General features: G+C 61.0%; 14 protein-coding genes. All 14 read left to right on the forward strand.

The genetic code is table 11. The annotated features are described in order from the left end of the window. Nucleotides 1-7: 7 nt before the first annotated feature. The 14 genes from LL964_RS06315 (at nucleotide 8) to LL964_RS06380 (ending at nucleotide 12069) form a co-directional block, all read left to right on the forward strand. Nucleotides 8-391 (forward strand): response regulator, encoded by a 384-nt coding sequence (locus LL964_RS06315; RefSeq protein ID WP_005997154.1) that lies wholly within the window; start codon nucleotides 8-10, stop codon nucleotides 389-391. Then, a complete protein-coding gene (locus LL964_RS06320) occupies nucleotides 384-1862 on the forward strand; it encodes a sigma-54 dependent transcriptional regulator (RefSeq protein WP_104588638.1) in 1479 nt (492 codons plus the stop codon). The genes LL964_RS06315 and LL964_RS06320 overlap by 8 nt, the downstream gene beginning before the upstream one ends. 120 nt (nucleotides 1863-1982) lie before the next feature. Then, nucleotides 1983-3092, forward strand: a complete 1110-nt coding sequence (locus LL964_RS06325; RefSeq protein WP_104588637.1) for a DegT/DnrJ/EryC1/StrS family aminotransferase — start codon at nucleotides 1983-1985, stop codon at nucleotides 3090-3092. A 64-nt stretch (nucleotides 3093-3156) separates the two neighbouring features. After that, complete coding sequence (locus LL964_RS06330) at nucleotides 3157-3381, forward strand: acyl carrier protein (RefSeq protein WP_024939600.1); 225 nt, start codon at nucleotides 3157-3159, stop codon at nucleotides 3379-3381. A gap of 5 nt (nucleotides 3382-3386) precedes the next feature. Continuing rightward, entirely contained in the window at nucleotides 3387-4427 is a 1041-nt protein-coding gene (locus tag LL964_RS06335) for a ketoacyl-ACP synthase III (RefSeq protein ID WP_104588636.1), read from the forward strand. 2 nt (nucleotides 4428-4429) lie between these two features. Then, nucleotides 4430-5188 (forward strand): SDR family NAD(P)-dependent oxidoreductase, encoded by a 759-nt coding sequence (locus tag LL964_RS06340; RefSeq protein WP_104588635.1) that lies wholly within the window; start codon nucleotides 4430-4432, stop codon nucleotides 5186-5188. Then, nucleotides 5185-5964, forward strand: a complete 780-nt coding sequence (locus LL964_RS06345; protein ID WP_208621488.1) for an SDR family NAD(P)-dependent oxidoreductase — start codon at nucleotides 5185-5187, stop codon at nucleotides 5962-5964. Before LL964_RS06340 ends, LL964_RS06345 begins: the two co-directional genes overlap by 4 nt. Further along, a complete protein-coding gene (locus tag LL964_RS06350) occupies nucleotides 5961-6614 on the forward strand; it encodes a NeuD/PglB/VioB family sugar acetyltransferase (protein ID WP_104588633.1) in 654 nt (217 codons plus the stop codon). Before LL964_RS06345 ends, LL964_RS06350 begins: the two co-directional genes overlap by 4 nt. Nucleotides 6615-6742: 128 nt before the next feature. After that, nucleotides 6743-6868 carry a hypothetical protein gene (locus LL964_RS06355; RefSeq protein ID WP_425478207.1) on the forward strand — a complete coding sequence of 42 codons (126 nt, stop codon included), beginning with the start codon at nucleotides 6743-6745 and terminating at the stop codon, nucleotides 6866-6868. A 14-nt stretch (nucleotides 6869-6882) separates the two neighbouring features. Beyond that, nucleotides 6883-8028, forward strand: a complete 1146-nt coding sequence (locus LL964_RS06360; RefSeq protein ID WP_104588632.1) for an aromatic ring-hydroxylating oxygenase subunit alpha — start codon at nucleotides 6883-6885, stop codon at nucleotides 8026-8028. Beyond that, nucleotides 8018-8641: a UDP-3-O-(3-hydroxymyristoyl)glucosamine N-acyltransferase gene (locus LL964_RS06365; RefSeq protein WP_104588631.1), complete on the forward strand. Its 624-nt coding sequence runs from the start codon at nucleotides 8018-8020 to the stop codon at nucleotides 8639-8641. The genes LL964_RS06360 and LL964_RS06365 overlap by 11 nt, the downstream gene beginning before the upstream one ends. A gap of 31 nt (nucleotides 8642-8672) precedes the next feature. Continuing rightward, nucleotides 8673-9614: a hypothetical protein gene (locus tag LL964_RS06370; RefSeq protein WP_228329390.1), complete on the forward strand. Its 942-nt coding sequence runs from the start codon at nucleotides 8673-8675 to the stop codon at nucleotides 9612-9614. Nucleotides 9615-9815: 201 nt separating this feature from the next. Next, on the forward strand, nucleotides 9816-11330 hold the full coding sequence (locus tag LL964_RS06375; RefSeq protein WP_104588630.1) for an FkbM family methyltransferase: 1515 nt from the start codon (nucleotides 9816-9818) through the stop codon (nucleotides 11328-11330). Between the two features lie 370 nt (nucleotides 11331-11700). Continuing rightward, nucleotides 11701-12069: a hypothetical protein gene (locus tag LL964_RS06380; RefSeq protein WP_146092436.1), complete on the forward strand. Its 369-nt coding sequence runs from the start codon at nucleotides 11701-11703 to the stop codon at nucleotides 12067-12069. The last annotated feature ends 56 nt before the right edge of the window (nucleotides 12070-12125 follow it).

A 12125-nucleotide genomic window follows, 5' to 3' on the forward strand; every position in this document is an offset into this window, starting at 1 on the left:
GACTACTATGAGCAAACTCACCGTGCTGCTGGTCGACGACCACGAGGGCTTCATCAACGCTGCGATGCGTCATTTTCGCAAGGTGGAGTGGCTCAATATCGTGGGCAGCGCCGCCAACGGGCTGGAAGCGATCGAACGCTCGGAATCGCTGCGTCCGAATGTCGTGCTGATGGACCTGGCCATGCCCGAGATGGGTGGCCTGCAGGCGACCCGTCTCATCAAGACCCAGGACGATCCGCCGTATATTGTCATCGCGAGCCATTTCGACGATGCCGAGCATCGTGAACACGCTCTTCGCGCGGGTGCTGACAATTTCGTCAGCAAGCTGTCCTATATCCAGGAAGTCATGCCAATCCTGGAGGGCCTGACGGAAGGAGCCAGGAATGAGTGAGTCCCGCATTCTGCTGATCGACAGCGATGCCGTGCGCGCCGAGCGCACCGTCTCGCTGCTCGAATTCATGGACTTCAATCCGCGCTGGGTCACCGACGGCGCCGACATCAATCCCGGCCGGCATCGCCACGACGAGTGGATGGCGGTCATGGTGGGGTCGGCGCAGGACGCCGCCCAGGCCGACAAATTCTTCGACTGGCTGGCGGCCGCCAAGCTGCCACCGCCGGTGCTGCTGATGGAGGGCAGCCCGAGCGCCTTCGCCCAGGCCCACGGCCTGCACGAGGCCAATGTGTGGGCGCTGGACACGCCACTGCGGCATGCGCAGCTGGAGGCCTTGCTGCGCCGCGCCAGCCTCAAACGGCTGGATGCCGAGCACCAGGCCGGCGTGCAGCAGGATTCCGGCCCCACCGGCAACAGCGAGGCAGTCACCCGCCTGCGCCGCCTGATCGACCAGGTGGCCGCGTTCGACACGACCGTGCTGGTGCTGGGCGAATCCGGGACCGGCAAGGAAGTGGTCGCACGCGCCATCCACCAGCATTCGCCGCGCCGCGACGGACCGTTCGTGGCTATCAACTGCGGCGCCATTCCGCCCGACCTGCTGGAAAGCGAACTGTTCGGGCACGAAAAAGGCGCCTTCACCGGCGCCTTGAGCGCGCGCAAGGGCCGCTTCGAGATGGCCGAAGGCGGCACCCTGCTGCTGGACGAGATCGGCGACATGAGCCTGCCGATGCAGGTCAAACTGCTGCGCGTGCTGCAGGAACGCAGCTTCGAACGCGTCGGTGGCGGCCAGACCATCCGCTGCAACGTCCGCGTCATTGCCGCCACCCACCGCAATCTGGAAGCGCGCATCAGCGACGGCCAGTTCCGCGAAGACCTGTTCTACCGGCTCAACGTGTTTCCGATCGAGATGCCGGCGCTGCGCGAGCGCGTGGACGATCTGGCCATGCTGGTGCAGACCATCGCCGGCCAGCTGGCGCGCACCGGGCGTGGCGAAGTGCGCTTCGCCGACGAGGCCTTGCAGGCGCTGCGCAGCTACGACTGGCCCGGCAACGTGCGCGAGCTGACCAACCTGGTCGAACGCCTTGCGGTGCTGCATCCCGGCGGGCTGGTGCGGGTGCAGGACCTGCCGGCGCGCTATCGTGGCGACTTCGCCCCTCCCATTGCGGTCGAGCTGGCACCGGCACCGGGGCTGTCCAGCCCGGCAGAGCCCAATCCGCTGCCAGGCAATGTGGTGACCCTGCAACCGGCCGCCGATGCGGAGCCCGCACCGGGCGGCAGCCTGCCCGACGACGGCATCGATCTGCGCGGGCACATGGCCAACATCGAACTGGCGCTGATCAACGAGGCGCTGGAACGGACCCAGGGCGTGGTCGCCCACGCGGCGCAACTTCTGGGACTGCGCCGTACCACCCTGGTGGAGAAGCTGCGCAAGTACGGCATCGACCGCGAGCAGACCGAGCTGGCGAACTGAGCGTGCCGGCGCACCTGAGGTTCCGCTCGCCGGCATAGCGCTTGCTTCTCCAGGAGGACACCGCCAGCAGCCGTCGGCTGCGGCGGAATCCCGACTTCCACCCGTACCAGCGAGGCATTGATGCCCATCCCCGTCACCAGTCCGCTGCTGCCGCCGCTGGAAGAATTTCTGCCGTACCTGGAACGGATCTGGACCAGCCGCATCGTCAGTAATGGGGGGGAGATGCATCGGGCCTTGGAGCAGGCGTTGTGCGCCTACCTGGGCGTGCCGCATCTGGCGCTGCTGACCAACGGCACCACCGCCCTGATCACCGCCCTGCAGGCGCTACGCATCACCGGCGAGGTGATCACCACGCCCTATTCCTTCGTGGCCACCGCGCATTCGCTGCTGTGGAAGAGCATCACCCCGGTGTTCGTGGACATCGACCCGGTGACGCTCAACATGGACCCGTCCAAGATCGAGGCGGCCATCACTCCGCAGACCACCGCCATCATGCCGGTGCACTGCTACGGCACCGCCTGCGACACCACCGCCATCACCCGCATCGCCGATATCTACAACCTCAAGGTGATCTACGACGCAGCGCATGCCTTCGGTGTGCGCGACGATGGTGGCTCGATCCTGCGCCACGGCGACCTGAGCGTGCTGAGCTTCCATGCCACCAAGGTGTTCAATACCTTCGAAGGCGGCGCGATCGTCTGCCCCGACGAGAGAACCTACCAACGCGTCGGGCATCTGAAGAACTTCGGCTTCGTCGATGAGACCACGGTGGTGGCGCCCGGCATCAACGGCAAGATGAACGAAATCAGCGCGGCCTTCGGCCTGTTGCAGCTGCAGCACATCGACGAGGCCATCGCGCAACGTGGCGCCATCGATGCGCAGTATCGGCAGCGGCTTGGCGAGGTGCGCGGCATCCACTGCCTGCCGCGCTCGGCGCAGTGCAGCGCCAACTACGCATACTTTCCGATCCTGGTGCAGGACGACTACCCGCTCTCGCGCGACGCGCTGTATCAATTGATGCGCGAACACGACATTCTGGTAAGACGGTACTTCTACCCGTTGATCAGCGACTTTCCGATGTATCGTGCGCTGCCCTCCTCCGCTCCGGCGTGGCTGCCGGTAGCGCGCTCGGTCGCCGCACAGGTATTGTGCCTGCCGATCTTTCCCGGCCTGAGCGCCGATCAGGTCGATACCATCGCCGACATCATCGCCGGCGAACAGGCTGCATGACCGCAAGACGCAACACCGCGTTTCCAGACTCCCGCAACTTCAACAGGCAACCAGGCGAGATCGCATGACCCAGGCAACGTTTATCGAGAACTTCCTCTCCGCCACCGACTTCCAGGAGCCGGTGGAGGTCACGCTGGACACCGTGCTGCTGGAATTGCCGGAATGGGATTCGCTGGCGGCGCTGGGGGTGATCGTCATGTTCGACATGGAGTACGGCAAGACCATCACCGGCGAAGATCTCACTGCTGCCACCACCGTGGGCGATCTCTATAAACTGACCGAGGCGTAAGCACCATGGCGACCTCCACGCTGCACAACGTCCGCTTTGCCGGCATGGCGACCTGCGTGCCGAAGCGGGTCGTCTCCAACCTTACCGATTGCCGGCCGCAGATCCGCTCCGAACGCGAACGCCTGGTGCGCAACATCGGCATCGAGACCCGCCGCATGGCCTCGGAGTGGCAATGCTTTTCGGACCTGGCCTTCGATGCGACCGAAGTGCTGCTCGAGAAGCTGCAGTGGAAGCGCGAGGAGATCGACGCGCTGATCGTGGTGACACAGTCACCAGACTATCCGATTCCCGCCACCGCCATCATCCTGCAGGACCGGCTGGGGCTGTCGCATGCCACGATCGCCTTCGACGTCAACCTGGGCTGCTCGGCCTACCCGTTCGGCATCCACCTGCTCGGCTCGATGATCGCCGCCGGCGGCGTCAAGAAGGGCCTGCTGCTGGTGGGCGACCGCAGCGCCAACCTGGAAGACCCGATCTTCTCCGACTCCGGCACCGCCACCGCGCTTGAATTCAGCGCCGATGCGCCGCCGATGCATTTCGACCTCAACAGCGACGGCAGCGGCTACAGGGCGATCATCCTGCCGGTGGGTGGTCACCGCGAACCGGTCGGCATGCAGCACCTGATGCCCTTCCGCGAAGAACCCGACGGCGCGTGGCGGCGCGGCGTGGATCTGATCCTGGACGGCGTGGCGGTGCTGAGCTTCTCCACCCAGCGGGTGCCGCCGGCGGTACAGAAGCTGCTCGACTACACCGGTGTGTCCAAGGATGAGGTGGACTACTTCGTATTCCACCAGGCCAACCGCATGATCAACGAAACCATTCGCAAGAAGCTCGGCCTGCCGGTGGAAAAGGTGCCTTCGACGCTGCGCGACTTCGGCAACACCAGCGGCGCCTCGCTGCCGGTCACGATGACCGCGCGCATCAACAAGGAACTGGAAGCCGGACGCAAGCGCGTGTTGCTGTGCGGCTTCGGCATTGGCTTGTCTTGGGGCAGTTGCCTGGTGGATATCGAGGGTGCGGTGTTTCCAGACCTGATCGAGTCCTGAGCATGGCGGCTGCGACCACCGAGGCATTCGGGCTGAAAGAAAAGACCATTCTGGTGACTGGCGCCTCGTCGGGCATCGGCGCAGCCGTCGCTACCTTGTGCGCCCGGCTGGGTGCTACCGTGGTGTTGACCGGCCGCGACGAAGTACGACTGCGTGCAGTGGCTTCGGCATTGCATGGCACAGGCCACCGTGATATCGCCGGCGACATTACCGAAGAAGACACACGGCAGCGGCTGTTGGCTGCGGCGCCCGGCTATCACGGCTTGGCCTCGTGTGCAGGGATCGCCGCGCTGATACCGTTCCGGATGGCTGCAGAAAAACACTTGCAGCAGATGCTGGCGGTGAACTATTTAGCCCCTGTCACTTTGACCCAGCAACTGCTGGCCAAGAAACGGCTGCTGAGCTCCGCTTCGCTTGTGTACGTAAGCGCATTGTCGGCACGTGCCGCCCCGCAGGCGGCGGCCGGCTACGCCGCATCCAAGGCCGCACTGGAGTCGGCGGTGCGAACGCTAGCGCTGGAACAGGCCAAGCATGGCATCCGTGCCAATTGCGTAGCGCCAGGCTATGTGGATACGCCGATGCTGAAAAAGCTTGGCACCGCCGCCGACATGGACGACAAGATCGCGCTCACTCCGCTGGGCCGAATCGACCCGGATGACGTCGCAAAAGGCGTGACCTATCTGCTCTCGGCTGCCAGCCGCTGGATCACGCGCAGCAACTTGACCATCGATGGCGGCATCTCCCTGCCGATCCGCTTATGAGCCTTGACACATCCATGCCCGCTTCGGACACCGTCTACGCCCTGCTGCGCGATCTTTATGGATTGCAAGGCAAGACCGTGCTGGTCACCGGTGCGTCCAAAGGCATCGGTGAAGCAGTGGCGCTGGCCTGCGCCAACGCGGGCGCGCAGCTGCTGATTGCCGGGCGTGACGAAGAGCGCCTGCAGACCATCCTGGCCGCGTTGCCGGGCGATGGGCACCGCCTGTTCGCTGGCGACCTGAGCGATGCGACTGCCGTGCAACAGCTCGCTGCTGACTGCGGGCCCGTCGACGGCGTGGTGCACAGCGCCGGCATTCGCGGGCTTTCGCCGATGAAGCTGGTCAGCGACAAATTTCTGCGCGAGGTGATGGACATCAACTACATGGCACCGGTGATGCTGACACGGCATCTGCTGGCGCGGCAGTCACTACGCCCAGGCGGCTCGGTGCTCTTCATTTCATCCATCGCAGCGCTCACCGGCACAGTCGGCGTCGGCCCTTACGCAGGCTCGAAAGCCGCTCTGATCGGTACCTTGCGCCCGTTGGCACTGGAACTGGCACGGCGGAAGATTCGCGCCAATGCGCTGTGCCCCGGCCTGGTGGAAACATCCTTGATAAATGAGGACAAGGCTTGGTTCGAGGAAAGCCGCAAGCGTTATCCGCTGGGCATCGGCGACCCGAACGACGTGGCACTGGCCTGTCTGTATTTTCTTTCCGACGCCAGTAGCAAAGTGACCGGCCAGGCTTTCAGTATGGATGGCGGCGTGGAGTTCGCATGAGCAGTCGACCACGCTATCAGGTGTTGATCATCGGCGCGGGCGGCTTTGGCAGGGGTGTGGCAGCCATGGCCTACAACGACGATCCCGAGTACGGAACCGATTGGGAGATCAAAGGATTTCTGGATAGCCGTAGCGAGCTCGGCACTACGACGCGATGGCCGATTCTTGGAGATCCAGACAGCTACCAGGTCGTCGAGAACGATCACTTCATCTGCGCGCTGGGCGATCCTGCTGCACGCCGTCGCTACACCCACCCGTTGATCGAACGTGGCGCTCACTTCATGGTATTGCGGCCGCGACTGCGTGAAGCATCACCCACACCGATCGGACGCGGCAGCCTGTTCGAGGTCGGCGTGTCCATCGGCGCCGACAGCCGCATCGGTGAGTTCGTCACCGTGCTGTCGACAACTATCATCGGTCATGATGTGGTAATCGGGAATTTCGTGCAGATTGGCAACTTTGTCTTCATCGGCGGTGGTGTGAGCATCGGTGACGACGTGATCATCCATCCTCACTCCACGCTAGTTCCCGGCGTCAAAGTCGGCGATGGAGCGATCATCGGCGCAGGCAGTGTAGTGGTGAGGGACGTGCCCCCCAACAGCACCGTAGCGGGTAATCCGGCGCGTGTCATCTTCACCCGACAGGCCTGACTAGTTATGACACGTAACGCACTCGACTCTACGTATTACACGAGCACGCAAAATTTCGAGCTGGAGTGCACGCGGCGTTTCAGTCGCATTCGTCCCGGTACTGGTACAGCGCGTCGCTGCGAGTATTCGTGCATTACATCCACATCGACGACGGCGAAGTGGCCGGCGCCGGTTCGGCCCTGGTGAAGGACGTGCCCTCCGGCACCAGCGTGTTCGGCAACCCTGCCCGCATCGTGTTCCAGAAAGACATTTGACAAGGCAGTGACTCATGCGCTCGCGAATGCACCCCAGGTACTACCTGTCACCAGAGATTTTTGCCCGTGAGCAGGCAAAGATTTTTCGCAAGGTCTGGCTTTTCACTGGCCTGAAGACCCTACTGACTGAGAACAACAACTTCATAACTCGCAAGATAGCGGGCATTCCCCTGGTGATACAGAACTTCCACGGCAAAATCCGTGCGTTCGAGAACGTCTGCCTCCACCGCAGTGCACTGATTCAAACCGGTGCTATCGGTTGCCGGCCGTTGGTGTGCCCCTACCACGCTTGGAGTTACGACGACCAAGGCCGGGTAAAGAACATCCCGGACTGCGATGCGATCTACCGCCTGGACAGGAGTGACAAGGACAAGCTGAAGCTGCGCGAGTTCTCACTGCGCGCCATCGGCAACCTGCTGTTCGTCAACCTCGATCCCAATCCAATGCCAATCGAGGAGCAGTTTCCGGCAGACTTCATCGCCTTGCTGGAAAGCAGTTCCAACGCCTATGACACTGAGGTCATGGTGACCACATGGCGTGGCCGGTACAACTGGAAACTCGCTTACGAAAATCTTCGGGATGCCAATCATCCGCGCTTCGTCCACCCGAGGACCTTAGCCAAGAGTGTCAGCTTCGTTGCCGGAGTAAACGAAGAACAAGCCAAAGAGTCGATGGACGCTTTGCAAGACAGCTCGCCCGCCGCCTTGAGGCGCGAAATGCGCCGCTTCAGTTTCGGCGGCCCGGATGCCCCCATACCCAACCTTCAACACTTTGGCTGGCACGAGAAAGTGGAACGCTGGGGCGAGCAGGATGCCTACTTCAACTGGTTGGCCTTCCCGAACATGCATATCGCAAGTTCCAACGGCGGCTATTCTTTCACCCTGGAACACCACATCCCCGTCGCACCGGACCGGACCGACCTGGAAATCTATTGGTTCAGTGCCCGCAAGAAACAGCCTTACGGTTCTTCCAGCCAAGTGCTGCTTGCGCAGATGCACGGCAGCAAGGTGGTAGTGGGCGAAGATGTGGACATCATGGAGCGGGTGCAGGCGGCACTGCATACAGACGCCCCGCTACCCACCCAGGGAGCCTATGAATCCATGAATCGCCTGGTCGAGCGTTGGTACACGATGCTGATGGAGACCGAACATGAGATCTAGGTGGATCATCGGCAGCAGCGACTACCTCGACCTGGCCTTTTACGCCTGGAAGCAGGCGTGCCAGGAAGAGAACGTCATCAGGATCGAGGTAACACAAGATTCCGAACACGAGTTCGATCTTGGCGTGCTAGATGGACTGAGTCCGGCCGACGGGGCCATGTTCGTGGCTTTCGACGAACGCTTCGGCAATTTCAAACGCATGGAGCTGATGCAGCTGACGATGGCACGTGGCTTTAGCCTGGAGCCTTTCGTCAGCACGTCGGCCGTGATCGCTGCCGATGCGGTGATCGGCCGCAACTGTTTCATCGGCGACGGCGTGGTGGTTGGCGCGGGCAGCCGTATCGACTACAACACTGTGCTGCATAGCGGGGTCAAGATCGGTTCTGGCGTGCATTTGCGCGCCTCCTGCTGGTGCGATATCGGCGTAAGCATCGGCCACGGCACCGAGATCGGCGCGCACGCCATCCTGCGCATGGGAGCGGTGGTCGGCCCTGGCGTCAAGATCGGCCGCCACTGCGAACTGGGCTGGCCATGGCTGTATGACCGGGACGTGCCCAGCCGCACGGTGTACGACACCCGCTATGACGAACCCATTCTAGTCTACGGAAAGTAATAGAGGAGCCGGGCCGCACGCCTTTCGCACAATGAAACCCGAATACATATTCCTCTCCGGCATGGAGAAATGTGGGACCACTTCCCTGGCCGGCTGGCTGACCAAAAACGGGATCGCAGAGTATCTAGTCGAGGACATCAAGGAACCGCATGGTTATCTGATTTCCGGCATACAGCCGTCAATGCCTGCACAGGCGAAACTGCCGTGGCTGGATGCCAGCACCGGCTATTCTCTTAATCCCTATGCGATCTCGCGGTTACCCGAACATGGCACCCGGATCGTGCTATGCCTGCGCAACCCCTTCGAGCGGACCTGGAGTTCCTACCGCATGAAGAAAATCAACGCCCTCCAGGACAGTGAATCGCTGGCGCTTTCCAACAGCTACCTGAAAGCCTCTGGAACTACCACGGCCCCGGATGGGACACGGCTGCTACAGATCACCGCGTCCACTGCCTACCAGGAACAGAAGATCTTCCACCTACGCATGTTCCCCCGGGCTTCCTCTGGTTACGTCGAGCGTCATTTCGATGCAGAGATCGATAGACTCCGACAAGGAGACTTCGCAGGCCGGCTGGATTACGAAGCAGCATTCCTGATGACTCGCCGGAGCTTCCCCTTCATGTCTGTCCTGATGGCGAGCTTCTACTACGCCAGTATTAGGTGCTTCCTCGATCGGTACCGTCCGGAAGACCTGATTCTGATCTCACTCGATAAGCTGAAAGAAGAGGCGAACCGTGTAAAGTTCCTATCGAGGCTGGTCGGAGAGGTACCTGAGACGGATGAAGTAAAGTTTGGCTTCACCAGCCGCGACCTGTCCTTCGATGAGCAGAAGCCCGACTTCGACGCACCGAAGTTCGACTCGCTGCGGTCAGCGTTGTCCTACGATTTACAGCAGTACTCAGACCTACTGGCCGCGCGCGGTGTGGCCACGGACCTGCTGGACTGGGACGATCTACGCCGGCACTTGCGCTAAGCACGCGCTGCCATTGCCGGTACCGATCCGCGAAGATGACATTCTCCTTCCGGCGGACCGGCGCCGTCGTACGCGGGGGCGTCACGGCAGGACGGAGCTCTGAACTTGGCTGACCGCATGTCCACCGCGAGAACGTCCCTGCCAAGATCTATTTCGACGCCCACTACGACACCCCCATTCATACCTACGGGACAGACGTTCATGAACTCCAGAAATGAGCAGCTTCGCCAACGGATTCTCAGTATTGCGGAGCAGGAGCGCCCTGTACTTGACGGTGTCGTTTCAAGCCTATCCGCGATTGCAAACCGCCCTGTATTCCTCGTCGCCCCCGAGTCCTATGCCGGCATGGTGCATGGCCCCAGTGTCGTTGCCGGCCTGCACCATGTCGTTGCCGCAATTGATGACCAAAGCATCCACCTGGACCGCATCCACGGCGCGCCGCGCTGGAGCAGTCAGGAGTTTCTTGCCAAGGCGGGGCAGTATGCAGAAGCGATCGCTATCGACTTCTCTTGCAGCCCACGCGGACGCGCATTTGCACATGACCTCTGCACCAGCGCGGGCATTGAGCAACTGAGCGTTGCGCCTTCCGTTGATCCGCTGATTCCACGTTTCGAGCAGCGCCCCCTGTTTCTGCTCCAACCGCGCTCGGGTATTGGCAACATCTATGGCCCACAGATCGTCCAACGCCCAAGCCATGTCATTGCAGCCGTTGATGACCAACCGAGCGACGGCGACTCCATTCATGGAGTGCCGCGGTGGAGTTCGCGCCGGTTCATCGAACAGGCGGCTCAGCATCCCCAGGCATTGGCCATCGATTTTTCTTACAGCCCAGGAGAGTCGGGCTTGACCCGCAAGCTCTGCGAGCAAGCAGGCATTGAAAGGGTCGATGCCTGCCTCGCAGTTGCGCATTGCGGGCTGTTCGCCGTATACGAGCCTGCGCAAGTCTACCGCCAGCGGACGCTTCTGCGCCTGGACGAATTTCTGCGTTTTGCGGATCGACTGGACGACGATTTCAGTGTCTTTACGCTCTACAGCAACCTGTTGTTCCGCCTAACCTACGATTCCAGCCTTCTGTTGGACTGCTGGGCGACGCCGATCAACGAGTACTTTTCGGAATACGCCGACAGCAGCACATTCCAGCTAGGCCAGCGTGAACATTTCTGCGATGGTGGCGCCTTCCAGGGCCCTATTGTCCGCAAGTTTCTAGAAGCATCCCGCTATCGCTACGAAAGCATCACCGCCTTCGAACCCGATGGCATCAACTTTCAAAAACTGGAGGGCATCGCGAGTGCCTCTCCCCTTCCCCCGCATAATTTCAAGGCCATCAGAAAGGCGATCTCCAACGAACAGACGACGCTGCGCTTCGAGGAGACCGGCACTGTTTCCAGCCATGTATCGTCGGGTGGCGGAATCTCCGTGATCACTACACGCCTGGACGATGAATTGGAGAAGCTGACGCTACTGAAGTTGGACATCGAAGGGTTCGAAGCCAGGGCACTAGAAGGCGCTTCTAACCTCATCCGCACCCAACGCCCCCGCATGGCCATTTGTGTGTACCACTACGCGCAGGACCTGTTGGATATCGTTGAACAATTAGACAAATTAGTGGATGGCTATCACTTCCGTTTACGCCAGCACTCTCCCGGCCACTATTACGACCTGGTTCTGTACGCATCGCCCGTCGCCGGTGCCGCACCGCCACCCTGGGCGGAGTAGGCCAAGGAAAATTCAAACCCTGAAAAATAGAGCGATGAGTGACCACCGCAAAATTTTCTTCTCAACTCGACCCTTCCTGAATCCACGGAGACATCGGACTCATTGAAAAGCATAGAGCCTGCTCACGCTGTCGGAGACCCGTCAGACTGTCAACGTCAACATCAACTTGCGTGAGTATGATAAAGACCCGTCAGTTAACGACATGAGCCGGACTTTTTGACGCGGCGAAAAATTTGACTTGCCAGCTTATTCTGCCCTAGGTAGTGTCATGGCTCGGCGCACGCGTCACTTTTCGAAACGCAAGGTAAGAACTCGACGAATATCATTCCATTGACGCATCTCATCAATACTCTGAAGCGAGGCAACCACCATGGAAATCTCGGGCAAGACAACGATCGTTCCGATAGGAACTCAATTCGCGAATATTGGCGTTGCAGCCAACGTGGTCACGCAAATTGTTTCTCCTGCCACCAACCAGTACGGCCTCGTGATTCGCACATGCAGCCTGAGTGGCGCTTCATCTGCAATAGGCCTTGCCGTCTACGCCGATACATCGGCGCCATCTGGATATGGGGACGGAACAAAAAGGGTGATATTCCTCGGCGTTGCTCCTCCCTCGGACCATTTCCCCTATCAGGTCTACCTTCCCCCTGGCCATGGTGTTTGGCTGGTAACGAACGGAAACGGCAGCATCAACATGACCTACGATGTTTTGGATAGACTGCCCACCGGCCTCTGACTGCCCATCGGCCCAGATCTCGAATGCACTGTGCCCCTCGACGCGTCCATCGTTGA

The organism is Xanthomonas melonis, from assembly GCF_020783655.1.
GTDB lineage: Bacteria > Pseudomonadota > Gammaproteobacteria > Xanthomonadales > Xanthomonadaceae > Xanthomonas > Xanthomonas melonis.

Excerpts from the sequence above, each read along its gene's own strand:
- LL964_RS06315 (WP_005997154.1), top strand. The coding sequence starts at position 8 with ATGAGCAAACTCACCGTGCTGCTGGTCGACGACCACGAGGGCTTCATC.
- LL964_RS06320 (WP_104588638.1), top strand. The coding sequence starts at position 384 with ATGAGTGAGTCCCGCATTCTGCTGATCGACAGCGATGCCGTGCGCGCC.
- LL964_RS06325 (WP_104588637.1), top strand. The coding sequence starts at position 1,983 with ATGCCCATCCCCGTCACCAGTCCGCTGCTGCCGCCGCTGGAAGAATTT.
- LL964_RS06330 (WP_024939600.1), top strand. The coding sequence starts at position 3,157 with ATGACCCAGGCAACGTTTATCGAGAACTTCCTCTCCGCCACCGACTTC.
- LL964_RS06335 (WP_104588636.1), top strand. The coding sequence starts at position 3,387 with ATGGCGACCTCCACGCTGCACAACGTCCGCTTTGCCGGCATGGCGACC.
- LL964_RS06340 (WP_104588635.1), top strand. The coding sequence starts at position 4,430 with ATGGCGGCTGCGACCACCGAGGCATTCGGGCTGAAAGAAAAGACCATT.
- LL964_RS06345 (WP_208621488.1), top strand. The coding sequence starts at position 5,185 with ATGAGCCTTGACACATCCATGCCCGCTTCGGACACCGTCTACGCCCTG.
- LL964_RS06350 (WP_104588633.1), top strand. The coding sequence starts at position 5,961 with ATGAGCAGTCGACCACGCTATCAGGTGTTGATCATCGGCGCGGGCGGC.
- LL964_RS06360 (WP_104588632.1), top strand. The coding sequence starts at position 6,883 with ATGCGCTCGCGAATGCACCCCAGGTACTACCTGTCACCAGAGATTTTT.
- LL964_RS06365 (WP_104588631.1), top strand. The coding sequence starts at position 8,018 with ATGAGATCTAGGTGGATCATCGGCAGCAGCGACTACCTCGACCTGGCC.
- LL964_RS06370 (WP_228329390.1), top strand. The coding sequence starts at position 8,673 with ATGAAACCCGAATACATATTCCTCTCCGGCATGGAGAAATGTGGGACC.
- LL964_RS06375 (WP_104588630.1), top strand. The coding sequence starts at position 9,816 with ATGAACTCCAGAAATGAGCAGCTTCGCCAACGGATTCTCAGTATTGCG.
- LL964_RS06380 (WP_146092436.1), top strand. The coding sequence starts at position 11,701 with ATGGAAATCTCGGGCAAGACAACGATCGTTCCGATAGGAACTCAATTC.